At 62.1% G+C, this 24,838-nt stretch carries 19 protein-coding genes; 6 read left to right on the forward strand and 13 right to left on the reverse strand.

The window, feature by feature from the left end; all coding sequences use genetic code 11:
• Positions 1-80: 80 nt before the first annotated feature.
• Positions 81-692, reverse strand: a complete 612-nt coding sequence (locus tag GUY40_RS02935) for a trimeric intracellular cation channel family protein (RefSeq protein ID WP_166567447.1) — start codon at positions 690-692, stop codon at positions 81-83.
• Between the two features lie 67 nt (positions 693-759).
• Entirely contained in the window at positions 760-1,302 is a 543-nt protein-coding gene (gene orn / locus GUY40_RS02940; RefSeq protein WP_166567448.1) for an oligoribonuclease, read from the reverse strand.
• A 99-nt stretch (positions 1,303-1,401) separates the two neighbouring features.
• Here orn and rsgA point away from each other — a divergent pair, with 99 nt between their 5' ends.
• Entirely contained in the window at positions 1,402-2,433 is a 1,032-nt protein-coding gene (gene rsgA / locus GUY40_RS02945) for a small ribosomal subunit biogenesis GTPase RsgA (RefSeq protein WP_166567449.1), read from the forward strand.
• A gap of 490 nt (positions 2,434-2,923) precedes the next feature.
• Positions 2,924-3,403: a molecular chaperone Tir gene (locus tag GUY40_RS02950; RefSeq protein WP_166567450.1), complete on the forward strand. Its 480-nt coding sequence runs from the start codon at positions 2,924-2,926 to the stop codon at positions 3,401-3,403.
• 39 nt (positions 3,404-3,442) lie between these two features.
• On the opposite strand, the gene motB is transcribed toward GUY40_RS02950, so the two are convergent.
• Together motB and motA are read right to left on the reverse strand one after the other, a co-directional pair.
• Complete coding sequence (motB, locus tag GUY40_RS02955; protein WP_166567451.1) at positions 3,443-4,450, reverse strand: flagellar motor protein MotB; 1,008 nt, start codon at positions 4,448-4,450, stop codon at positions 3,443-3,445.
• 3 nt (positions 4,451-4,453) lie between these two features.
• A complete protein-coding gene (gene motA / locus GUY40_RS02960; protein WP_166567452.1) occupies positions 4,454-5,305 on the reverse strand; it encodes a flagellar motor stator protein MotA in 852 nt (283 codons plus the stop codon).
• Positions 5,306-5,439: 134 nt separating this feature from the next.
• Here motA and GUY40_RS02965 point away from each other — a divergent pair, with 134 nt between their 5' ends.
• From GUY40_RS02965 to asd, 3 genes are read left to right on the forward strand one after another with little or no spacing between them, the layout of a single operon-like run.
• Positions 5,440-6,975 (forward strand): HDOD domain-containing protein, encoded by a 1,536-nt coding sequence (locus GUY40_RS02965; protein WP_166567657.1) that lies wholly within the window; start codon positions 5,440-5,442, stop codon positions 6,973-6,975.
• A gap of 45 nt (positions 6,976-7,020) precedes the next feature.
• Positions 7,021-7,836: a rhodanese-like domain-containing protein gene (locus GUY40_RS02970; protein WP_166567453.1), complete on the forward strand. Its 816-nt coding sequence runs from the start codon at positions 7,021-7,023 to the stop codon at positions 7,834-7,836.
• A 9-nt stretch (positions 7,837-7,845) separates the two neighbouring features.
• Positions 7,846-8,733: an archaetidylserine decarboxylase gene (gene asd / locus GUY40_RS02975; RefSeq protein ID WP_166567454.1), complete on the forward strand. Its 888-nt coding sequence runs from the start codon at positions 7,846-7,848 to the stop codon at positions 8,731-8,733.
• Positions 8,734-8,793: 60 nt separating this feature from the next.
• Here asd and serB read toward each other — a convergent pair whose 3' ends face one another.
• A complete protein-coding gene (serB, locus tag GUY40_RS02980; protein ID WP_166567455.1) occupies positions 8,794-10,008 on the reverse strand; it encodes a phosphoserine phosphatase SerB in 1,215 nt (404 codons plus the stop codon).
• A gap of 134 nt (positions 10,009-10,142) precedes the next feature.
• Between serB and GUY40_RS02985 the strand changes: the two genes are divergently transcribed.
• The gene (locus tag GUY40_RS02985) at positions 10,143-11,669 is read left to right on the forward strand and encodes a histidine kinase (RefSeq protein ID WP_166567456.1); all 1,527 of its coding nucleotides are present in this window, start codon (positions 10,143-10,145) and stop codon (positions 11,667-11,669) included.
• Positions 11,670-11,676: 7 nt separating this feature from the next.
• Here the strand turns inward: GUY40_RS02985 and GUY40_RS02990 are convergent, their stop codons facing one another.
• From GUY40_RS02990 to cpdA, 8 genes are all read right to left on the reverse strand, one after another.
• A complete protein-coding gene (locus GUY40_RS02990; protein ID WP_166567457.1) occupies positions 11,677-16,530 on the reverse strand; it encodes an NEL-type E3 ubiquitin ligase domain-containing protein in 4,854 nt (1,617 codons plus the stop codon).
• A 96-nt stretch (positions 16,531-16,626) separates the two neighbouring features.
• A complete protein-coding gene (locus GUY40_RS02995) occupies positions 16,627-17,334 on the reverse strand; it encodes a membrane integrity-associated transporter subunit PqiC (protein WP_166567458.1) in 708 nt (235 codons plus the stop codon).
• Positions 17,335-17,509: 175 nt separating this feature from the next.
• Positions 17,510-19,768 carry a DNA topoisomerase IV subunit A gene (gene parC / locus GUY40_RS03000; RefSeq protein ID WP_166567459.1) on the reverse strand — a complete coding sequence of 753 codons (2,259 nt, stop codon included), beginning with the start codon at positions 19,766-19,768 and terminating at the stop codon, positions 17,510-17,512.
• 10 nt (positions 19,769-19,778) lie between these two features.
• A complete protein-coding gene (locus tag GUY40_RS03005) occupies positions 19,779-20,300 on the reverse strand; it encodes a TIGR02281 family clan AA aspartic protease (RefSeq protein WP_166567460.1) in 522 nt (173 codons plus the stop codon).
• Positions 20,297-21,283, reverse strand: a complete 987-nt coding sequence (locus GUY40_RS03010; RefSeq protein WP_166567461.1) for an esterase-like activity of phytase family protein — start codon at positions 21,281-21,283, stop codon at positions 20,297-20,299. Before GUY40_RS03010 ends, GUY40_RS03005 begins: the two co-directional genes overlap by 4 nt.
• The gene (parE, locus tag GUY40_RS03015; protein ID WP_166567462.1) at positions 21,283-23,187 is read right to left on the reverse strand and encodes a DNA topoisomerase IV subunit B; all 1,905 of its coding nucleotides are present in this window, start codon (positions 23,185-23,187) and stop codon (positions 21,283-21,285) included. The genes GUY40_RS03010 and parE overlap by 1 nt, the downstream gene beginning before the upstream one ends.
• Positions 23,188-23,240: 53 nt before the next feature.
• Positions 23,241-23,849 carry a YqiA/YcfP family alpha/beta fold hydrolase gene (locus GUY40_RS03020; protein WP_166567463.1) on the reverse strand — a complete coding sequence of 203 codons (609 nt, stop codon included), beginning with the start codon at positions 23,847-23,849 and terminating at the stop codon, positions 23,241-23,243.
• A gap of 125 nt (positions 23,850-23,974) precedes the next feature.
• The gene (gene cpdA / locus GUY40_RS03025; RefSeq protein ID WP_166567464.1) at positions 23,975-24,790 is read right to left on the reverse strand and encodes a 3',5'-cyclic-AMP phosphodiesterase; all 816 of its coding nucleotides are present in this window, start codon (positions 24,788-24,790) and stop codon (positions 23,975-23,977) included.
• Positions 24,791-24,838: the final 48 nt, after the last annotated feature.

The following is a 24,838-nucleotide window of genomic DNA, read 5'->3' on the forward strand; positions in this document are numbered from 1 at the left end:
CCAGGTCCGCTCCTACACGAACCGCGCGGACTTGTAGGAGCGGACCTGGCCGCGATGGGGCGCGAAGCGGCCCTAAATTTTCAATGCTCGTCGTTGTACTGAAACTTCGGCATTTCCCAGTGAAAACGAATCGCCAGCAGCCTCAGCAAAAAGCCACCAAACAAGGTGATCAATATCGACTGCTCCCCCGGCAATTCCAGATGGATGCACAACAAGTAGCACCACGCCGCCGCAAACGACACGCTGGCATACAACTCGCGGCGGAAGACCAAGGGAATGTCGTTGCAGAAAATATCCCGCAGGATGCCGCCGAACACGCCGGTGATCATGCCGCTGATGGAGGCCACCAACATGTCGTGGCCCAGTTCCAGCGCGGTCATGCAGCCGATCAGGGTGAAGGCCACCAGGCCCAGGGCGTCGAGCACCAGGAACAATGAGCGCAGATGGCGCATCAGCGGCGCGATAAAGATGGTGACCAGCGCGGCAACGCTGGTCAGCACCAGGTATTCAGGGTGTTTGACCCAGGTCAGCGGGTAATGCCCCAGCAGCACATCCCGCATCGAACCGCCTCCCAGCGCCGTGACGCAGGCAATCAACACCACACCGAACCAGTCCATGCCCCGCCGGCCGGCCGACAGTGCGCCGGTCATGGCTTCGGCAGTGATTGCAATGAGGTAGAGCATCAACAACATGGTGGCGATCCGTGCAAAGGGACGCGCAGTCTATCCAGTTGCCCTGCGCACCCATAGAGGGCGCCGATCAGAATTTGATGAAGTGCTCGCGGTAGTGACGCAGCTCGGCAATCGACTCGCGGATATCGTCCAGCGCCAGGTGAGTACCGCTCTTCTTGAAGCTGTCGCGCACGTTCGGCGCCCAGCGCGCTACCAACTCCTTGAGGGTGGAAACATCGAGGTTGCGGTAGTGAAAAAAGGTTTCCAGGTTACGCATGTGCCGGTAGAGGAAACGGCGGTCCTGGCAAATGCTGTTGCCGCAGATCGGCGATGTGCCCTTGGGCACCCACTGCTCCAGGAAGGCGATGGTCTGGGCTTCGGCTTCGGCCATGCTGATGTGGCTGTCACGAACCCGCTGGGTCAGCCCCGAGGCGCCGTGGGTGCGGGTATTCCATTCGTCCATCCGGGCCAGCACTTCGTCGCTGTGATGGATGGCGATGACCGGACCTTCGGCCAGGGTGTTCAGGTCGCTGTCGGTAACAATGGTCGCCATTTCGATGATGACGTCACTGTCGGGATCCAGACCGGTCATTTCCAGATCAATCCAAATCAGGTTCTGTGGGTTCTGCATGGTGTGCTCCTCGGCGTAGCTGCGCAGTTTAGCCTAGTGGGGCGTGCTAAACTCGTCGCCGTTTCTTTCATACCTTTGCTTTATCGACACGGAACATTCATGGCCAAACGCCAGCTGAACCGCCGCCAAAACTGGCGCATCGAAAAAATCCAGGGCGAGCGCGCTGCCCGCGCCGCCAAACGCGAGCAACACGCGCTGGACGAACTGGAAGGCGGCGATCTGGGCCCCGAACAATTCGGCCTGGTGATCGCGCACTTCGGCGTTCAAGTGGAAGTCGAGGCGCTGCAAGGCGAGCAAGCCGGCCAAGTGTTCCGTTGCCACCTGCGCGCCAACCTGCCCGCGCTGGTTACCGGCGACCAGGTGGTCTGGCGCGCCGGCAACCAGGGCATCGGCGTCATCGTCGCCCAGCAGCCACGCAGCACCGAGCTGTGCCGGCCTGACAGCCGCGGCCAGCTCAAGCCGGTGGCGGCCAACGTCGACCTGATCGTCATCGTCTTCGCACCGACGCCAGAACCTCACGCCAACCTGATCGACCGCTACCTGGTGGCGGCCGAGCACGCTGGCATTCACCCGTTGCTGCTGTTGAACAAGGCCGACCTGATCGACGAGCAAAACGCTCCCGCGCTCAATGCGCTGCTGGCGGTGTACCGTCAGCTGGGTTATCCGGTGCTGGAAGTTTCGGCGCACCATGGCAATGGCATGCAGCAATTGCAGGCGCAACTTGACGGGCACATCAGTGTGTTCGTGGGCCAGTCCGGCGTTGGCAAGTCATCTTTGGTCAACAGCCTGCTACCTGAAGTACAGACGCGGGTCGGGCCGCTGTCGGAATGGTCCGGTCAGGGCACTCATACCACCACCACGGCGCGGCTGTTCCATTTCCCCGGCGGTGGTGAGCTCATCGACTCGCCGGGTATCCGTGAGTTTGGCCTGGTGCACGTCAGCCGTGCCGACGTGGAGGCGGGCTTTATCGAGTTCCACGACCTGATCGGCCACTGCCGCTTCCGCGACTGCAAGCATGACCGGGAACCGGGCTGTGCCTTGTTGATGGCGCTGGAAGATGGCCGGGTCCAGCAGCAGCGAATGAACAGCTACCGCTCGATCATTGCCAGTTTGCCGCAGGATACTTACTGACTTCAGCAATCAATCCACTGTAGGAGCAGGGCTAGCCGCAATGCCAGTCAGTTAAGGCAACTGAACGACGCAACACCTGTAGGAGCGGACCCGGCCGCGATGGGCTGCGAAGCGGCCCCGGCGATTCTGAAATCACCTGCACTCGCTGGCTGAGTCGCAGATATTACTGGCCTCAGGGGCCGCTGTGCGGCCCATCGCGGCCAGGTCCGCTCCTACATGGACGTCTGTGCTCCGGTCCTTATCTGACTGGCATTGGGGCTAGCCCGCGATGGGCTGCGAAGCAGACCCTGGGGCCGCTGCGCGCCCCATCGCGGCGGTCCGGCGTCCCGGCGAGCCCGGCTCCTACCGCGGTGATGGCGATCTCAATAGATCAGACGGATCTGTAGGATATTTAACCTCAGGCCGTAGTCCTTCTCTCAATTCCCCTTCAGGCATTGCCCCATAGCTGTCTGTGTCCAATGGTGTCCCTTTACCCTTGAGGGACACATCGATGACGGTATCCATCAGCTATCGCTACACCGACCGATTCAGCGCGCATCTGATCAATGAGCGCCTGAAGGCCCACGACATTCCCACCTGCATGAACGCAGTGGACCTTGAGTCCTGCACCATCAATGACATCACGACCATGATCACCCGCTGCGTCATGGAGTGCAGCCACCTGATCACGGTGGTGTCCGACAGATCGGCGCAGTCCTGGTGGCTGCCCTTCCAGATTGGCGAGGCAACCATGATCGATCGGCGCATCACCACCTACAACACCCTGCGCATGCAGCTTCCTGAGTACCTGAAGCGCTGGCCGGCCATGACTTGCAGTGAAGATGTGGATTTCTTTATCGAGTGTTATCGCGACGAGCAGCGAAACCAACGGATTATTGACAGCGAGTCGCTGGCCGCCATTGCCGGCAACAAGCGCAACGCCGATATCTTTCACACCGCGCTCAAAGCCAGGATCCGTCGCGGCGCCTGATGACGCAGCGCCATGGCTCCGCAGGCCATGGCGCGCACATCACTGTTCGGGCTCCTCCATCTTCAAGGTGCCGTTCTCGAAGATGTTCAGTTTCTCGCGTAATTCCCGTGGCTGCATCGGCTCGGCCGAAGGCGCCGGAGCGGGAACAGGTGCCGGGGCGGCACCGGGTTGCTCGGCTGCGGGTGGGGTCGGCGGCGATTGCTCGCCTTCGATTTCGCGCTGGGCCTTTTTGGTCAGCACCACGATATCGATGCGCCGGTTCACCGGGTTCAGCGGGTTTTGCCGGTCAAACAGCGACGAAGAGGCATAGCCGACCACGCGTGCCACCTGATTGTCCGGATACCCCCCGGCGACCAGTGCACGGCGGGCGGCGTTGGCGCGGTTGGCCGACAGCTCCCAGTTGCCGTACTCGCCGCTGCCGGCGTACGGTTTGGCATCCGTGTGGCCGCTGACGCTGATCTTGTTCGGCACCGCCTTGATGGTGTCGGCCATGGCCAGCAGGATGTCTTCGAAATACGGCTGCAGGCGCGCACTGCCCAAGTCGAACATCGGCCGGTTTTCTGCATCCATGATCTGGATCCGCAGGCCGTCCTGGGTGATTTCGAACAGGATCTGGTCCTTGAATTTCTGCAGCTGCGGGTTCTCTTCGACCTTGTTCTGCAGCTCTTGCAGCAGCAGTTCAAGGCGTTCGCGCTCGACCTGTTCGGCCATGCTCTGCACCTTTTCTTCGTCGAGTTTCTGAGTCACATCGGGCTGCGGCTGGGCGTCGACCTCAGGGCTGATGGTCTTGTCCGGCGCAAGCTTGGGCGAGCCGCCCAGATCAATCACATACGGCGTGCCGCTTTCGGAGAAACCGATCGGGTCCTTGAAATAGCCGGCGATGGCGATCTTCTGCTCAGGCGTTGCGGTGGACATCAACCACAGCACCAGGAAGAACGCCATCATGGCGGTGGCGAAGTCGGCAAACGCGATCTTCCAGGCACCGCCATGGTGCCCGGCATCGAAGCGCTTGACGCGCTTGACGATTATCGGCTGATTATTTTCCATGACTCAGCGACCGCGAACGGCTTGTTCCAGCTCGGCGAAGCTTGGCCGATGCAGCGGGAACAGCACCTTGCGACCGAACTCCACGGCCAGCGACGGCGGCATGCCGGAAGCCGAAGCCACCAACGACGCCTTGATGGCCTCATAGACGTTCAATTCTTCACGGGCATCGTGGCGCAGCGACGTTGCCAGCGGGCCGAAGAAACCATAGGCCGCCAAAATACCGAAGAAGGTCCCCACCAGCGCTGCACCCACGTGCATGCCGATGGCGGCCTGATCACCCTCGCCCAGCGACGCCATGGTCACCACGATACCCAGCACTGCCGCGACGATGCCAAAACCCGGCATGCCATCGGCGATACCGGTGATGGCGTGGGAGGGGTGTTCGAGTTCTTCCTTCAGGCTCAACAGCTCCATGTCGAACAAGCCTTCGAGCTCGTGCGGGGCCATGTTGCCGGACGACATGATGCGCAGGTAATCACAAACGAACGCCGTCATGCGCTCATCCTTCAGCACTGCCGGGTACTTGGCGAAGATCGGGCTGGCAGCGGCATCTTCGATATCGGCCTCGATGGCCATCATGCCTTCGCGCCTGCTCTTGTTGAGGATCTCGTAGACCAGGCCCAACACCTCTATATAGAAGGTGTGGCCAAAGCGCGAGCCGAACATGCTCAGCGATTTCTTGAAGACATGCTTGGTCATGTGGCCAGGGTTGGCCTGCAGGAATGCGCCCAGCGCCGCACCGCCGATGATCAGCACCTCGAACGGCTGGATCAGGGCAGCAATCTTGCCGTGGGACAGGACATATCCGCCGAGGACACTCGCGAATACGACGATGATGCCGATAATTTTAGCCATGGATTAAGCGCACTTACTAAAGTCGTGGTCAGGGTCGTGAGCGAGTTGTAAAACTCTGCTTCTACTTATCGGCAGAACTGCGCCAGACTATAGTCACAAAAGGCGAAAAGCCAGTTCGGGCCCCTTGCAGAGCAATTATCAAAACCATCGTGCCAACTCAGACTCCGAAAAGCCTGGACGCCTGGCTCAAGCTCCTCGACAGCGTCCGCCTCCCCGTTCCACGCGCCAGCCATGAACGCGTGCGAAAGGCGCTGGCCGACAGCCGCCGCTCATTGCGCGATATCGCGGAGCTGATGCAACAAAGCCCGGCGCTGGCGCTCAGTGTGCTGCGCGAGGCCAACCACCACACCCACGGCAGCCTGGCCGAACCTGCCGAAAACCTTGAAATCGCCATCAACCGCCTCGGCCTCAAGCGCACCGAAGAGCTGCTTGAGCGATTGCCAGTGGCCGATATAGAAGAAATCCCCCTGGCCCTGCGCCAGTTGCAGATGATCAGCCAGCACGCCACCCAGCAGGCCAACGGCCTGTTCGCCAACCGCTTGGCGCGGCTCTGGCAGGACATCCACTGGGGCAGCCTGTTGTTTCTTTCACCGCTGTGGCCGATGGCGCTGGCCGAGCCGGAACTGCTCGAAGCCTGGGAACTGCGGGTTATCCACAAGGGTGAATCAGCGGCCAAGGTCGAACTGGAGTTGTTCGGCATTCGCCTGTTGGCCCTGTGCGAAGCATTGGCCGATGTCTGGCGCCTGCCAGCCTGGGTCAGCCACGGCTACAAGGTGTTGCAGCACGAGCGCCGCTGGCTGGTCAAAGCGCTGCACATTGCCCGCGACAACGATCACCCGCTGCGCCAGCAACAGCAGCTCGATGCCGATCCGGCGCTGCGCCGCTGGTTGAGCCAGCCGCCCAATACCGTATTGCTGGCCAACGGCCTGGCACTGGCATCGCAACAGGGCTGGGACTGCCCGCACACGCTGCGCTGGGAGTTTCTGACCTGCCTGTTCCTGCAAATACCGATGGACGAGCTGCAACAACAGGTTCACCTGCAAGCCGTGCAAAGCGCCCGTTACCATGCGACGCCGGGGCTCGCTCACCCGGCGCACGCACTGATCTGGCCATGGTCGATGCGCCGGGTCCATCGTGGCCTGCTGCCCGCCACACCGCCGTCGGCCGAGTCGCTGGCGGCCTGGCGCAAATTCTGCTCGCAGCTGCTGGTCCAGCCCAGCCGCTTCGCCAACGCCCTGCACTTGACCAGCCATGCCCGCGATGCCCTGCAGGCCTGCGGCATGCAACGGCTGATGCTGCTGATGGTCGACAAGACCCAGAGCAACCTGCGCGTCCACCAGATCGCAGGCTTGCCGGCCGCGGCCGCCAGCCAGACGGTGATCATCCACCAGAACAAACTGGTCCAGCGCCTGCTCTCGCAACCGGCTCAGATTCGCCTGACCCCAAGTAATTTCGAGCAATTCGAGCCGTTGCTGCCCAACGGCATCGCCCCCCTGTTCAAGGGCGAGCACCTGTTGTTGCGCTCCTTGAGCAGCAACGGTCGGGTGGTGATGGTGGTGATCGCCGATCAGGGCGGCAGCCCGTTTTCCGAAATCAGTGTTCAAGCGTTTGGCAAGACCGTGCAGTGCATCGAGCGGGCCTTGACCAGCTTCAGCAACCGCAGCCAATGAACCTTGCGCTACAATCGCGCCTCTCTTTCTATCTGGAGACCTGACATGTCTGTTTTTTCTGGCTTGCCCCTGGTGATCGAGCCTGCCGATCTGCAGGCGCGCCTCGATGCTCCAGAACTGATCCTGGTCGACTTGACCAGCGACCGCCGCTACAGCACCGGGCATATTCCCGGCGCCCGCTTCGTCGACCCCAAGCGCACTCAACTGGGCAAACCACCCGCACCGGGCTTGTTGCCGGCAAAGGATGACCTGGAGACCCTGTTCGGTGAACTGGGTCACAATCCCGATGCGGTCTATGTGGTGTACGACGACGAAGGCGGCGGCTGGGCCGGTCGCTTCATCTGGCTGCTGGATGTGATCGGCCACGGGGCCTATCACTACCTGGATGGCGGCCTGCATGCCTGGCACGGTGCCGGCCTGGGTCTGAGCACCGATGTCCCGCCATCGGCCGGCACGTCGGTCCACCTGACCCTGCACGATGAGCCCACCGCTACCCGCGAGTACCTGCAAAGCCGCCTCGGTGCCGCTGACCTGGCGATCTGGGACGCCCGTGGCCAGCTCGAATACAGCGGCGAAAAAGTCTTGGCCGCCAAGGCCGGGCATATCCCCGGCGCAGTCAATTTCGAGTGGACCAAGGGCATGGATACCGAACGCGCCCTGCGCATTCGCAGTGACATGCCGGCCGTGCTCGAAGGCCTCGGGATCACCAAGGACAAAGAGCTGATCACCCATTGCCAGAGCCATCACCGCTCAGGTTTTACTTACCTCGTGGCCAAGTCACTTGGCTACCCCCGCGTCAAGGCCTATGCCGGGTCTTGGGGCGAATGGGGCAATCACCCCGACACGCCAGTAGAAGTTTAAGGAAAATCGATGAAATCCCGTTTATTCATCTTCAGCCAGTACCTGCTGCCGCATAACCTGCTGTCGCGTCTGGCCGGGTGCGTTGCCGAATGCCGCGTGCGCTGGTTCAAGAATGCCCTCACCGCCTGGTTTGCCAAGCGCTATCAGGTGGACATGTCCCAGGCCCAGGTCGAAGACCTGACCGCCTATGAACACTTCAACGCTTTTTTCACCCGTGCGCTGAAACCCGGCGCCCGCCCGCTGGACCCGACCCCGGGTGCCATCCTCTGCCCGGCCGACGGTGCCGTCAGCCAGCTTGGCCGTATCGAGCATGGTCGCCTGTTCCAGGCCAAGGGCCACAGCTTCAGCGCGCAGGAGCTGCTGGGCGGCGACCCGGCCAATGCCGCGGCGTTCATGGGCGGCGAGTTCGCCACCATCTACCTGTCGCCCAAGGACTACCACCGCGTGCACATGCCACTGGCCGGTACCCTGCGCGAAATGATCTACGTGCCGGGCCGGCTGTTCTCGGTCAATCAGACCACCGCTGAAAACGTGCCGGAGCTGTTTGCCCGCAACGAGCGTGTGGTCTGCCTGTTCGACACCGAACGCGGGCCGATGGCGGTGGTGCTGGTCGGTGCGATGATCGTTGCTTCGGTCGAGACGGTCTGGGCAGGGCTGGTCACGCCACCCAAGCGCGAACTGAAAACCTTCCGCTACGACGAAACTGCCCGCGCGCCGATCCATCTGGAAAAAGGTGCAGAGCTTGGCCGCTTCAAACTGGGTTCAACCGCGGTCGTGCTGTTTGGCCCAGACCAGGTGAAATGGGCCCATCACCTGTCCGCAGGCTCTAGCGTGACCATGGGCCAGGGCATGGGTTTGCCTGCCCAGGTTGAAACAGGCGCGCCAGAGACGGCGTGATCTGACGACCACTGGTTACCGCTCGTCCACTTCAAGGACGGACGGTAACCAGGCGCGCTATCAGCTGCGACCGTGGCGGTCGCGAAAGCCCAGAAGGTAAAGAACACCGTCCAGGCCCAGGGTCGAGATGGCCTGCTTGGCCGATTGCTTGACCAGCGGCTTGGCGCGGAACGCCACACCCAGGCCGGCGATTGCCAGCATCGGCAGGTCGTTGGCGCCGTCGCCCACGGCGATGGTCTGTTCCAGCTGCAGACCTTCACGCGCCGCCAGCTCGCTGAGCAGGTCGGCCTTGCGCTGCGCATCGACGATCGGCTCGATGGCAACGCCCGTCACCTTGCCGTCGACCACTTCCAGTTCGTTGGCAAACACATAGTCGATGCCAAGCTTGGCTTGCAGTTGCTTGGCAAAGTAGGTGAAGCCGCCAGACAGGATGGCCGTCTTGTAGCCCAGCCGCTTGAGCTCGGCGAACAGGGTTTCAGCCCCTTCGGTCAGACGCAGCGAGGCGCCGATGTCATCGAGCACATTGACGTCCAGCCCCTTGAGCAAGGCCAGGCGCTCTTTGAAGCTGGCGCGGAAATCGAGTTCGCCACGCATGGCGCGCTCGGTGATTTCCGACACTTGCTCGCCGACGCCTGCGGCCTTGGCCAGCTCGTCGATGACTTCGGCTTCGATCAGCGTCGAGTCCATATCGAATACCGCCAGGCGGCGGTTGCGGCGGTAGAGCGAGTCTTGCTGGAAGGCGATGTCGACGTTCAGTTCCTGAGCCACGCTGAGGAACTCGGCGCGCAGCGCCTGCGGATCGGCGGGCTCACCGCGCACGGAAAACTCGATGCAGCCCTTGCCCTGCTCGACCGGCGCGTCCATTGACACCCGACCGGACAGACGGTCGATATGGTCAATGTTCAAGCCGTATTTGGCGGTGATCGAACTCACCCGTTGCAACTGCTCGGCGGTCACCTTGCGCGTCAACAGGGTCACTATGTGGCGAGCTTTGCCCTGGCCGTCGACCCACTGGCGGTAATCTTCTTCGGACACCGGGGTAAAACGCACCTGCTGGTTGAGCTCATAACCGGTGAACAGAATGTCCTTGAGCACGGCAGACGCCTGCCCTGTGGCGGGAATCTCTATCAGGATGCCAAACGACAAGGTGTCGTGAATCACCGCCTGACCGATATCCAGGATATTCACACCACCCTGGGCCAATACCCCGGTAATGGCTGCCGTCAAACCCGGACGGTCTTCGCCGGTGATGTTAATCAGGACGATTTCGCGCAAGGCGCACCCCCATCGTGGAAAAAAACCGCATTCTACCCACTTTCCATGCCCATCGGGCACCGTCGGTGCTTTGCCGGTCAAGGGTCGCTCGCTATACTGCGCAGCACCTTACCTCACAGAAAGAGCCGTGCTCAGTGAACCGGCATCAGCCCGTTAAAAACGACAACTTCTTCCTGCTGATCTTTCGGGCCCTGCGGCATCGCCGCGTTCCGTTGGCTTTGCGCATTGCCTTCAACAACGTGTTCCTGGTCGCGCTGGCGCTGGTGATCTACGCCTGCGTGATGGCCCTGCAGTTCAAGCAGGCCATGCACGAGCAGGCCGACGCCCTGGGGCAGAGCCTGACCACGCAGACCGCGACCTCAGCCACCGAGCTGCTGGTGTCCAACGACATCCTCAGCCTGAACGTGCTATTGGGCAATCTGGTGAAGAACCCGCTGGTGGCCCACGCGGCCATCTACAGCGTCGACAACCGGATCCTCGCCGAAGCCGGCCAGCGCCCGAAAAACTCGTTGCTGGGCGAAACCCAGGGTCTCTACGAAACCAGGATCACCTTCCAGGATGTGACCGCCGGGCAACTGCGCCTGAGCCTGGACATGTCCCAGTTCCAGCAGCCGCTGACCATCAGCCTGCAGAGCATGGGTATTCTGGGGGGGATCCTGCTGACTCTGGCGCTGGCCTTGAGCCTGCGCCTTGGCCGCCATATCTCGACACCGCTGCTGCAACTGCGGGTGTGGCTGCGCAACCTGGATGAACACACGCCGGCGACCCAGCGCCAGGACGAAATTGGCGACCTGGCCCGGCACCTGCACTCCAAGTTTGCGCCACCGCCGCGCGAGCCGGAGCCGGAGCCGGAGCCGGAGCCTGATATCGAATCTGCAGATGATTTCGACGAAGAGCCCGCCTTCAAGGTCCGCAATCTGCGCGATCCAAGCTTCGACGCAGCCCCGATCGCAGCAAAACCGGCTTCCCGTGCGCTGAGCGCTGAAGAAGATGAGGATGACGGCGAAGACCCCTTCGCCGACCTGCGTGACGGCGATTCAACGCCCGTGGTGCGCGCCGCCGCGCTGCCGGTTAACCGCGAGCCGCAAGACAGCGCCGTGCTGGCCGTGCAGCTGGGCTCCCAGGAGCAACTGCGACGCCTGCCCCGCACCCGCCTGACCGAACTGCAGGATCGCTATCGCGACTGCCTGGAACAAGCGGCCTCGCTGTACCAGAGCGAAGTCCATACGCTCAATGACGGCAGCACACTGCTGCTGTTCCACAGCGAAGACTGTGGTGAGGACTACCTGACCAACGCGATTTGCTGCGGCGAGCTGCTGCGCGCCCTTGGCCACGCCCTGCAAGTCGAAGTGGCCGACAGCGGCATTACCCTGCAACTGCAGCTGGGCCTTGCCCAGGGCGAAGACCTTTACAGCCTGAGCCAGGCTGACCTGCTGCTGACCGAGTCGGCCCAAAGCGCCCTGGCGCTGTCCCAGCACAGCCGTAACCTGCTGCTGGTCGAGCGCCCGGTCAGCGATGACCCGCTGATCCGCCAGCGTGCCCGCATCCGCTCGATCGCCAGCCCCGAAGGGGCTTGCTGTGTCGAACGACTGATGGAGCCATATCCATCGTTGCTGGAACGTCAACTGGCACGCATGCACGAGACACGGGTCAAGGGCTGAGCGCCTGTCAGTCAATCAGTTGAGCGGTCAGCGTATTCACCAATTCAGTGGCTGCCTGCTCACGCTGATCGAGGATGTAACTGACCCCGACGCGGTACTGTTCGCTGCTGGGCGAAACCAGCTGCAACACCCCTTCCCGCTCGATGGCGATGCCCAACGCTGCTTCCAGCCCTGCGGTCACCTCTGCCGACAGCGTTGGCAGGCTGACCGGTGTCGAGGGCATCAGGCACTCATCCAGATATTCCTGCGCCAATGCCCACGGCGCTTGAACCTCCTCAAAGCGCGCGCTGTGCTGCATCCGCAGAAAACGTCGCCACCCCGGCTGGGCCGAAACCCACTCTCGTCGCGCTGCCACGGTGTCCTGCGCCACGACCTGGGTGAATGCCCGATCCAGCATGGCGGGCGAAACCTCGGCCATCGAGCCGAACAAGATGCTCTCGACCGGCTCCGAAAAGCCGAGTCGCTGAGCCAGTTCCAGGCGAAAAGTCAGCCGTACCTCGACATCATCGATGTCAAACTGCGCCAGCAGCAGGTCGTCAATGTCATCGACGGGGTCCAGCGGAAACGGCGCCAGATCAAGATTTCTGTCCATCGCACTGCGCCGCGCCAGGCGCGCTTGAACCACTCGATCAGCCACTGTCGTGATCAGCTCCCGCCGATACAGCCCTCTGAACAGGGCAACAACTTCAGCAGGTGCAGTGCTGGCAGCCTGGTGGACCTGTAGTTGAACCTCCAGCTCTGAAAACCCTAGGGCCCCGGCATCACCGCAGGTGGCGGGATAATCGTCGGCAATCGAAAACATTGCCTGACGCAACGTGTCATCCCCAGCTGCCGCATCAATGACCCGCCACACGCGCTGGTGAAGCGATACCCGGTTGCTGTGAAATTCGGCCGAGCGTGTCAGGCGCGACAGCACCTCGAAAAACCCGCGCGAATGCGGCTCTGCTTGCAGCAAGGCCCAGCGCTGACTGTCTTCGGTATCGACGCCCTGAAGCCACGCCCGCTCATTGACGAACGGTTGTTGCTGATCGACTTGAATGCCTAGCGTGCCGAGGCGCTCAAGCGTAACGGCATTCAGCGGATTGCCTTCAAGCTGAAATGAAAAGCCCGGGGTCTGAAGATCCAGCGCCGCCCAGCGCAGCCCCGAGAGATCCGGTACCTCTTCGATCAGGTTGTTGGAAAGGTCCACCTGACGCAGCAGCACTGGCGCAAGGTCCATCAGCTGGCTCAACCCCTCGGGCCACACTTCTATCTGTGCACTGGACAACCCCAACGCTCTGAGATGAAGCATCTGGCTCAGGTCCGGTGCCAGCTGCAACGGGTTATTGCTCATGATCAAAATCCGCAACCCGCTGAAACCCGCGAGTTGCTCGACGCTCGAAGGCGTCAGGGTGATGTCGTTGTCATCCAGGTACAGCTCGGTCAGCGGCAGCTCGCGCCAATGGGCCAGTTGCGAGGCCGAGAGGTGGATCAGGTTGTTCTCCAGGTCAAGGATCTGTAATTGGCGCAACCGCCCGATATGAACGATCGCCTCGTCGGGCAGGCTTATTTCGTTATGGTTTAACCGTAACTCCCGCAGTGCGGTCAGCGCTGGCAGGCGTTGGAACATCTGCGCCGAAGACTGAAGGTTGTTTTCCGACAGGTCCAGCGACCTCAGCTCGGTCAGCGCCGACACATCTTCGGGCACCCACTCCAGCAGGTTCGATTGCAGCGACAAATGCCTCAGGCGCGGAAAACGCCGAAGGAAGCCGGCGATATCCCGGGCGCTGAGCTGCATATCGTCCATGGCCAACTCGGTGACGTGATTGAAATTGGCGAAAACTCCGGGAAACTCACCGGTCACGTGGCCGGAAAGGTTCAGGCGAAAGCTACCCTCATCAGCCTCGCTGACCGGTGCGCTGCCCACGCGTCGCTGCCATGCGGCGATCAACGTATCGCGTACATTGGACCGACCCATGACGTGCTCTTGCCTGGCCAACATGCTTTCCTGGGCATCAAGCCCGGAGAAGGACATGATCGAGGCATTGTTGACCCAGGTATCGAGGGTTCGGCGCAGCAGGCGCAGCTCGGTTTCCAGATGCAAGACGCCGGCGTCTGCGGTGCGAAACCGGGAGAGCAATGACGCCTCCATTGCCTGCAGCTGCGCATGCGAAAGATCGGGATACAGCGCCGCCAGGCGGCCGGAAACAGACGTTGAAGGCTGCTGCGGGCTCAATGGATAACCCAGACGTCCGTTCGCCAGTCGCAGCGGAGACTTGAACCCTGAAGGGAGTGGCTGCAATCCAAGCGCACGTGCGGCTTCTGCACGTCGTGCAGCCGGTTCTTCCAGCGGCTTGAGGGGCTGGCTTTCAAGCAACCGGTTGATGCGAACTTCCCGAACCAGCAGGCGCGCTTCCTGCGCCAGGCGCAACGGTACGCGCTGCTGCGACTGCAGCAAGCCTCGCTCATGGGTGCTGGCTCGGCTGAGGATTTCCTCGGCGGCACGGGCGGGCAGAGAAGGAAAATCACGAATCAACACAGCGGCCAGCGGATCCCGGGAAGTATTGGCCTGCTGATAGGCGGTTTCCAGCATCGCTGAGCGACCCGTTCGCCCAAGCCTCGCGAACCAACCCCGAATCGATTTCAGCCGCTGCAGCGCCGAAACGGGCAGGCCATCTGGCATCAGTGCAGTCAGGCTGTCTTCATTCAAGCGTGCCAGCAATCTGGCCGGGAGCTCCCCTTGAAGCAGCTCGGCACTCGTCAGCTCCAGAAACTCCAGCCCCAGGCTCCCCGCAGGCTGGAACACGACATCTTGCCCCCATGGCTCCGCCCCCTCGAACACCCTGATGGAGACAGACTGCGGCCACTCCCCGGCCTGCACACAGTGAGCCGCAACCGTACGCCAAAGCGGACTCGACGCCGTTTTCCCAAGCGCCAGCTGTTCGATCATCGCATCAAAATCAGCACGTAATTCGAAGCGCTCAAAGGTGTCGCTCAGCAGTGACGGCAGGCTGCGGTTCTCCAGGTACGCCTGACGCAATTGCTGCGCAGTCACGCCACTGATGTCGAGAATGTGCCTGCGCGTCGCTTCGTTGAAACGCCGGACCCTCGGACCAAGGCGCTGCAGCAGGGTGTCCTCGGCCCACTGATCAGGGTCTTCATGGGCCAGCCACCAGGCCCCTTCGCCGTTGTGTCGTAGCGGTGGCGACCAGGCCTGCCTGGCGGCGGGGTCGACAATCCCCCAGCTGTTGTCCGGCATCCTGGCGACTTCATACAGGTCATCATCGAGGCGGACGAATAACCGGTTGTCGAGCGAATATTGGCCCAGCGCGTTCGCAGCCAGGCCCTCAGGCAGCGTCAGGGTCTGGCGGTAGGCCTGCATGTGCGGGGCCCAGAGCAGCTGCCGCCCCGAAGGTGTAGAGATCAACTGCAAGCGCCGGGCAAAAGGCCCGGCATGGACAGCAGGCTCAAACACGCTATCCACACTCACATGCGCACCCGCCAGTGCGCCCACGACGATCAGGTTCTCCACCATGCCCATCAGGTAATCCAGCGCCTGCTCCGAATGCCCCTGCTCCCAGGCCTCGACCCCGTGGAAAAACTGCCCCAGCAGCTGGGCAGCCGCGACCGGAATCAGCAACAGCCCGAGCACCGGCACAAAGGTGCCGATGACATTCAAGACGTTGATACCGGCATCCAGCCAGGACTCCAGCCGTTCGAGTCGCTGCCTGGCATCGACGTCGGCGCTGCTGACCGCGAGGAATAGCGCGTCGTCCTTGATCCTCAAGCGATGGCGGTCGTATTGCGCCTGCGCCAGCCCTCCCTGAAGCGCCACCGCTTCCAGCATCACTTTGCGCGGATCAACCGGCGTCGGCACCAGCCCGGCCGCATGGCTGACGTCGGTGTGATTAAACACCTGTTCGACTTGCTGGAAGTACGCGCAGCGGTCGCGCTGGCTGATAAAGCGGGCGAAAGCACGCTGGAAGGGTTTGCCCTGCAGTTTCTTGATCAATTGCGTGAAAAAGGCCTGTCGCGAGCTATATCGCTGGAATGCCAATCCACTGTCCGTGGGCAGATAGACGATGACCGGCCGGTTACCGCTGTTATCCGCTCCTTCAACCTCCAGCAGCATGATTTCATCAAGGTTCAGTCCCCATAGACTCAGGCCGAAGGCCGCAGCTGGCAAGCCGGCTTCGCTATCGAAAAGCGCCTTGAGCTGACTGTAGACCTGTCCGTCGATCCCACCCTGCAACTTCGCCTGATACAGATCCAGGCGCCAGGCTGCCCGCAGGTTCCGCACAAACAGGGCGCGATCAGCAGTCTGGGTGGGGGTGGTTGATCCGCCTCGGCTGAACGCGGGGGGGAAAATGCGCGCCACATGAGCCTGATAGCGCCCTCCCAGATCCAGCGAATGACAGAGCGTGGCAAATTCGACTGGATCAATGGGCAGTGCCTGGCCGTCGGCATCGACCAGGCCGCTGCCGACGTCGAACACTTCATCAGCAACAAAGTTTTGCAGCGCCGCCTCAAGCAATGGCCGCTGCCAGAATTTCAGGATCGGACCTGGCCGCTCGGAAGCTGGGCGTGAGGAACGCACCACCTGCGCAAAGCTGCACCCGAGCAGATCAGGCTCCAGGCCGAATCGGCTTTTCAGGGCCTGCTTGAGTAAAGGCGTGGCGAACTCGCTGGGGCTTTGCCAACCGGCCAGTCGCTGGCGCACCTGGAGACTGGCGTGTTGGCTGTCGGCAATCAGCCGGCGCAGCGTCTGACGTTGCGCCGGCGTTGCATCGACCAGCCATTGCGGAACACGGCTGGCAAGAAAACGACCCTGGTAGCCCAGCGCGTCAGCTTTTTCAGCGGAATGAATCTTGGGGGTAGGCATACAGCTGTTCTCCTGTGGCAATGAATTCACAGGAGAACAGCTGCAGGGAAGGCGTCGGCGTTACTTATTCATCGGCCTGGGGGGCCAACACCGCCATTAGAAGCGGAACACTTCCATATCGGTGCGAATAGGCGCAGCCAACGGAATTTTCGGCTTCCCGGACTCTTCCTTGCGCACCTGAACAGGCGCGGACTTGCGCGGCTCTTCGACGATGGCAGGCTGATTGGCCAACGGCTTGAGCGCGGTGCTCAGTTGCTCGGCCAAGCGCTGCAGCAACACGCCCTGAGCGTGAACCTGCGCGGCGGTGGTGCCCGCGTGCGGTTCTTCCAGATGCACGATGCGGTTATCGCGAACCTGGCCACGACGGTCGATCAGCCGCCATTGGGCATCAAGAATCGCCGATTGGTTAGCACCGGAGTCCAGGCGGGTGATGGACAACAGCACTTGCACGTCCGGGGTGAACCCGGCGGTGGCCGGCGCCAGCATGACGCGTTGGCTGTCCAGACGCCACGCCAGTTGGCGCACCAGCAGTTGGTCGATGTCCGAAGACAAGCTACCGGCCCAGCGGCCGTCGGTCGCAGCAGTCAGGCTGCCGTCGGGTTGGCGTTGCAGCAAGGTTTCACGCTGCAGGTAGTCGGCAACCGAAACCGGGCCGATCACAACCGCCATGCCCGCGCTTTGCTTGGGTTGCTCGGGTTTGCCGGCATCCAGCTGATAAAGAGAGACCGGCTGGCGCACGCTGCAACCGGCCAGACCGAGGACGCCAGTCAGTAACAATACGAAAGGAAGGCGCAGAAAAGTCATCTTGTCATCCAGGCGGCAGCCACAAGGCGCGCCGCAGTGATACTCATGAATTCATTCGGGCACTCAGCTACGCCGGTGCCGCAAAAGCGCATATCATCCGCGAATATGCGCTCTGACTCCAGCGTTTGTGCATTGATCATGTGGGAAAAATCCGGACCAACACCTCTAGCCAGCCTTATCCAGCGATCTCGACCGTCAGTCCGTCAACCCGTTGGAAGCCACGTGGCAGTTTATTGCCTCGCCGTCCGCGCTCGCCCTTGTAATGTTCCAGGTCGTCGGCTTTAAGCGATAGCGTACGCTTGCCAGCTTGCAATACAAGGGTGGCCCCGTCGGGAATGACCGCCAGATCCGTGATGTATTCCTCGCGGCTGGCAACCCGATCTCCGGGGATGCCAATGATCTTGTTGCCCTTGCCCTTGCCCAGCTGTGGCAGGTCGGAAATCTTGAAAATCAGCAGACGACCTTCGGTAGTGACCGCCGCCAGCCAGTTCAACTCGCGATCGGCAACGGGTCGCGGCGCCAGCACTTTCGCGCCGTTGGGCAAACTCAACAGCGCCTTGCCGGCCTTGTTCTTGGCCTGCAGGTCTTCGCCCTTGACCACAAAGCCGTAACCGGCGTCCGAGGCGATCACGTACAAGGCTTCGTCATCCGGCAGCAATACGCATTCGAATGCCGCGCCCGGCGGCGGTGCCAACCGACCGGTCAGCGGCTCACCCTGCCCCCGTGCGGACGGCAGCGTGTGGGCCGCCACCGAGTAACTGCGCCCGGTCGAATCGATAAAGACCGCAAACTGGTTCGAACGACCGTTGGCAGCCGTCTTGTAGCCATCACCCGCCTTGTAGGAAAGCCCGGTCGCGTCGATGTCGTGACCCTTGGCGCAGCGCACCCAGCCTTTTTCCGACAGAACGACGGTCACAGGCTCCGTCGGCATCAGTTCGTTTTCAGACAAGGCCTTGGCTTCGGCACGGGCAATGATCGGCGAGCGACGGTCATCGCCGTAGGTTTCGGCGTCCTTGATCAGCTCACTGCGCACCAGTTTGCGCAGCTTGGCTTCGCTGCCCAGCAAGGCGATCAGGCGCGCCTGCTCCTTGGCCAGCTCATCCTGCTCGTTGCGGATTTTCATTTCTTCCAGCCGCGCCAATTGGCGCAGGCGGGTGTCGAGAATGTAGTCGGCCTGGATATCGGTCAGGCCGAAACGCTCCATCAGTACCGGCTTGGGTTGATCCTCGGTGCGGATGATATGGATGACTTCATCGAGGTTGAGGAAGGCGACCAGCAAGCCGTCCAACAGGTGCAGGCGGCGCTCGACCTTGTCCAGGCGGAATTGCAGGCGGCGACGCACTGTATTCACCCGGAATTCCAGCCACTCGACCAGTAGAGCGCGCAGGTTTTTCAGCTGCGGGCGGCCGTCCAGGCCGATGATGTTGATGTTGACCCGGTAGCTCGACTCAAGCTCGGTGGTGGCAAACAGATGCTGCATCAGCTCGTCGAGGTCGACCCGGTTGGAGCGGGCGATGATCACGATACGGCACGGGTTTTCGTGATCGGATTCGTCGCGCAGGTCAGCGACCATCGGCAGCTTCTTGGCCTGCATCTGGGCGGCGATCTGTTCCAGCACCTTGGCGCCGGACACCTGATGCGGCAAGGCGGTGACGACAATATCGCCGTCTTCGATGCGGTACACCGCGCGCATGCGCACCGAACCGCGGCCGGTCTCGTAGATCTTCAGCAGCTCGGCCCGTGGCGTGATGATTTCCGCTTCGGTCGGGTAGTCCGGGCCCTGAATGTGCTCGCAGAGCTGCTCGATGGTTGCCTTGGGCTCGTCCAACAAGCGAACACAGGCGCTGGCGACTTCGCGCAAGTTGTGGGGCGGCACGTCGGTGGCCATGCCCACGGCAATACCGGTGGTGCCATTGAGCAGAATGTTCGGCAAACGTGCAGGCAACACAGCGGGTTCGTCCAAGGTGCCGTCGAAGTTAGGCACCCAATCAGCGGTGCCCTGCCCCAGTTCCGACAGCAATACTTCGGAATAACGCGACAACCGCGCCTCGGTGTAACGCATGGCCGCGAACGACTTGGGATCGTCCGGCGCCCCCCAGTTGCCCTGGCCATCGACCAGGGTGTAGCGGTAGCTGAAGGGTTGGGCCATCAGCACCATGGCTTCGTAGCAGGCCGAATCGCCGTGGGGGTGGAATTTACCGAGCACGTCACCGACGGTACGCGCGGATTTCTTGTGCTTGGAATCGGCATCCAGCCCCAGCTCGCTCATGGCGTAGACGATACGCCGCTGAACCGGTTTCAGGCCGTCGCCGATATGCGGCAGGGCACGGTCCATGATCACGTACATGGAGTAGTTGAGGTAGGCCTGTTCGGTGAAGTCAGCGAGGGAGCGGCGTTCTACGCCGTCGAGGCTGAGGTCAAGGGAGTCGCTCATGCGGGCCTCTTCATTTCAAAGTCTGGCGCAGCAGCAAGGTGCCACCACGCTGGGTAAATTCAAGTTGTTTCAGCGCACTCATGCCCAACAACACCTGCTCGCCCGGAAGCCCCGGTGCGACCAGTGCGCGAACATTGCGCAAAACGATATCGCCCAACTGCACTTCGGTCAGTTGGGTACGGTAACCCTGGCTCTGGCCATTGGCCGTGCTCAAGGTGACCGGGGCGCCGCGCTCCAGGCCCATTTTCCGAGCAACGGATTCGGGGATCGCCACGTCGGTGGCGCCGGTATCCAGCAGAAACTGCACAGGCTCGCCATTGATCTGACCATCGGCGACGAAATGCCCCTGGCCATTGCTGGCCAGCTGGACCTCGATAAAGCCATCACCCTGCTGCGAGCTGACGACGGCGTTGGGGTTTTCCTGACGCTGTTCCCATTGGCCAAAAAAACGCGTGGCCAGAAACAGCCCCGCTCCCCAGGCCAGTACCAGCAGGACCCTGCCGGCGCGCTTTCCGGGTGGCTGGCTACTCACGAGCCGGCACTCCAGCCGCCCTTGGGCGCCTCGAAGCGCCACACCATCGACCGTAACTCGCCATCGTTGCGGGGCTTGTCGTTGTTGTCCACGCCGATCCACGCGCCTTGCGCATCGATCACCAGCGCCTCGACCAGGCCGAATGGCTGCGAATAACGGCGTTGTTCGTCATTCAGCGCACCAGCGGCGAAGGACCAGCAGCGTTCGACTTCCGCCGTGGCCGCATCACGGCGGCAAATCTGGAAGGCATTGCGCTCGAGTGTGAACAACTTGCCGTTGAACAGCGCTACGTCCGCAAAATCCCGGGGCCATTCACGGGCATCGGGAAACTGCGCAGGCTGCATTTGCGTACCGGCCTGGCTCATGAGCACGCAACCACCGCTGCAGTTCCAGAGGGTTTGCTGGCGGTCGACGACCATCAACCCTCGACGTCCCCGCTCGGCAGCCAGCCAGATACGGTCGCCGGCCGGGTTGACCGCCAAGCCTTCAAATAACGCATTGAAATGCAGCAACATGCCACTGGCACGGGCCTGACGCACCATGTTCGGCGAAATTCTCAGCCAGTTGGGCGCCCCATCGACCGGCACCTGCAGCACCGCCGCATGGGCTTCGCTGACCAGGTACTGGTTACCGGCGGCATCACAGCTGATGCCCTCGAAGTCCAGATCGCCACCACGGATGAACGACGCCGCCCAGGTGCGCGAACGCAGCCCCCAGGGCAGGCCGCTGTCCGGCACCGGCGGTACGTCGATCCTGACCGTTACCGCCTGCCAGACCGGGGCGCGGGTATCCAACCGGTAGATCTGGTCGTCGTCGCGGTCAGAAATCGTCCACAGATCCTTGCCACACAGGGCCAGGCCGGAAAGATTGCCGCCGCGTAGCCCTTCGACCGGGTGCTCGGACAACAACCTGAGCTGCGGCCAGGGTTCAGCCCAGGCACCTGAGGCGATCAGCAGCAACATGGCTGCCAACGCGTGCCGCATCAGGTCAGAACCTCAGCCAGATTGCCCTTGGATTCCAGCCAGGTCTTGCGATCACCTGCGCGTTTTTTCGCCAGCAGCATGTCCATCATTTCCGAGGCCCCGGCAAAATCGTCCAGGGTCAGCTGGACCAGACGACGGGTGTTCGGGTCCATGGTGGTTTCACGCAGCTGTGGCGGGTTCATTTCACCCAGGCCTTTGAAACGGGTGACCTGCGGCTTGCCGCGCTTCTTCTCGGCGACCAGACGGTCGAGGATCCCGTCGCGCTCGGCTTCATCCAGGGCGTAGTAGATTTCCTTGCCCAGGTCGATCCGGTACAGCGGCGGCATGGCCACGTAAACGTGACCGGCATCGACCAAGGGGCGGAAATGCTGAACGAACAGAGCGCAGAGCAAGGTGGCGATGTGCAAGCCGTCGGAGTCGGCGTCAGCGAGGATGCAGATCTTGCCGTAACGCAATTGACTGAGGTCGCTGGCACCCGGGTCGATGCCGATGGCCACGGCAATGTTGTGCACTTCCTGGCTGGCCAGCACTTCGCTGCCGTCCACTTCCCAGGTGTTGAGGATTTTGCCGCGCAGCGGCAGGATGGCCTGGAACTCCTTGTCGCGGGCTTGCTTGGCGGAGCCGCCAGCGGAGTCACCCTCGACCAGGAACAGCTCGGCGCGCATCGGATCCTGGCCGGCACAGTCGGCCAGCTTGCCCGGTAACGCCGGGCCCTGGGTAATGCGCTTGCGTTCGACTTTCTTGCTCGCCTTGAGCCGGCGCCCGGCGTTGCTGATGGCCAGCTCCGCCAGCTGCATGCCCATTTCCGGGTGCGCGTTGAGGTAGAGGCTGAAGGCGTCCTTGACCACCCCCGAGACGAACGCGGCGGCCTCGCGGGATGACAGGCGCTCTTTGGTCTGGCCGGAGAATTGCGGGTCTTGCATCTTCATCGAGAGCACGAAGGCGATGCGCTCCCAGATGTCTTCCGGCGCCAGTTTCAGGCCGCGCGGCAGCAGATTGCGGAACTCGCAGAAATCGCGCATGGCATCCAGCAGGCCCTGGCGCAAGCCGTTGACGTGGGTTCCGCCCTGAGCGGTGGGGATCAGGTTGACGTAGCTTTCCTGGACGCTGTCGCCGCCTTCGGGCAGCCACAGCAAGGCCCAGTCGACGGCTTCTTTATTACCGGCCAGGCTGCCGCAGAAAGGAGCTTCGGGCAGGCGGGCGAATTCGCTGACCGCGTCTTCCAGGTAGGAGCGCAGGCCGTCTTCATAGTGCCACTCGACTTTCTCGCCGGTGGCCTTGTCCTCGAAGCTTACCAGCAGGCCCGGGCACAATACGGCCTTGGCCTTGAGCACGTGCTTGAGGCGGCTGACGGAAAACCTGGGGGAATCGAAGTACTTCGGGTCGGGGGAAAAATAGACGCTGGTGCCGGTGTTGCGCTTGCCGACCGCGCCGATCACCTCCAGGTCAGTGGACTTGAAGCCGTTGGCAAAGGTCATCTGGTATTCGTTGCCATCACGCTTGACCTTGACCCGGACTTGAGTCGACAAGGCGTTGACCACCGAAATACCGACACCGTGCAGGCCGCCGGAGAACTGGTAGTTCTTGTTCGAGAACTTGCCGCCGGCGTGCAGCTTGGTCAGGATCAGCTCGACACCCGATACGCCCTCTTCGGGGTGGATATCCACAGGCATGCCGCGACCGTCGTCGATCACTTCCAGGGAATGGTCGGCGTGCAGGATCACCGAGACCGATTTCGCATGCCCGGCCAGCGCTTCGTCGACACTGTTGTCGATCACTTCCTGGGCAAGGTGGTTCGGCCGGCTGGTGTCGGTGTACATGCCCGGTCGTTTGCGGACCGGGTCGAGGCCCGAGAGGACTTCGATGGCGTCTGCGTTATAGGAGCTAGCGCTGGGATTGGCCATGGGTTCTCGTCGTCAATCGTTCGTGAAAAAGAAAAAACGCGCTGTGCGCACTGTCACAGGGCGAAAAAATCAAGGCGCTGGTAGCACGCCGCCGGTATCCCGGCAAAGGTCAGCAGGGCCGGCAAGCGCTGGGCAAAACCCTGGAAACCGTGGTCGCCGCCGGCCTCGATACGCAAGGCGCAGGCCCGGTAAAAGCGTTCGGCACGGCGGTAGTCCAGTGTTTCATCCCCCGTTTGCAGCCATACCTGAAAGCGTTGGGCATCCAGCGGTGCTGGCACTTCGAGTTCAGCCAGGGCTTGCACATGGTCCAGGGTCAACTCCCAGGTTTCGCCGGTGTACAGATTCTGTTGCGGCCCAAGGAAGCCGTCGAACAGCCGGTGGGGATTGACCGCCGGGTTGATCAGCAAGGCTTTCAGGCCATGGCGCTCGGCCAGGTGAGTGGCATAGTAGCCCCCGAGCGAACTGCCGACCAGCAACGGGCTGCCCAGCTGCTCGATCGCAGCCTCGAGCTGAACCATGGCCTGGCGAGGATGATGGTGCAAGGCCGGTACCTGCAATTGCTCGGCAAGGCCCAACTGCTGCATCGCCGCCAGCAATTGGCAGGCCTTTCTCGACGCCGGCGCGCTGTTCAGACCATGGATATAAAGAATTGAACCTGACATACCGCCCTCAGAGCCCCCATGAACGCCCGGCTACCCGCCCGGGACGCAAAGATGCGCAGTTTAGCCTGTTAGCCGAGAGATAAATCAGCTTCAGATGTTTCGCAACGAAAAAGGGAAATGACGGATCAGTATCCGTCGCCGTAATCCACAGTGAAACTGAAGCCGCTGATCCGCGAGACACCGGTCTCCAGCTGCCCGTCGGTGTGCAGGCGCAACCAGCGATAGCCGGGCGCCTGGTCGACGTCGATCTTGAAGTCATCGCTGTGCGGCAGAAACTGAACGCAGGTGGACGGCGAGGCCAGCAGGCGTACACCGTTGCGCAACTGGTCCCATTCCTGATGGATATGGCCCCAGAGCACAGCGCGCACCTGTGGGAAGCGGTCGAGCACCGCGAATAAGTCATCCGGGTTACGCAGACCGATCGGCGCCATCCAGGCGCAACGAATATCCACCGGCTGGTGATGCAGACAAATCAGGTGATGGCGCTCGGGGGCTTGCTCAAGTGAGTGGGTCAGGCGCTCCAGCTGTGTTTCATCCAGATACCCTGGCACGGCACCGGTGATGGCCGAATTGAGCAGCACGACCCGCCAGTTGCCAAGGTCCACGATGGGGTCCAGCACCACCGGGGCGCCGCCGACCCTGGCCATGGCCTGCGGTTCGTCGTGATTGCCGCACAACCAGCGCACTGGCGCCGAGAGCCGGGCGCTCTGTGCGGCAAAACGCTGGTAGGACGCCGGCGTGCCGTCCTGAGTCAGGTCGCCAGTGGCCAATACCAGATCGATCCGCGGCTGCTCGGCCAGGACTTGATCGACGACCCGACTCAAACTGTCAGCCGTATTCATGCCCAACAGCGTGCCTTGCGCCTCGGCAAACAAATGACTGTCGGAAAGCTGCACGAGGGTGACCGGCGCCTCAGCGATCGGGTTGAGCGGGTTGGACAAAATGCGTCTCCAGATAGGACCTGGCGTAATTATGCGGACTGCACCCAG

The sequence above is a fragment of the Pseudomonas sp. R5(2019) genome, from assembly GCF_009905435.1.
In the GTDB taxonomy this organism is placed as follows: domain Bacteria; phylum Pseudomonadota; class Gammaproteobacteria; order Pseudomonadales; family Pseudomonadaceae; genus Aquipseudomonas.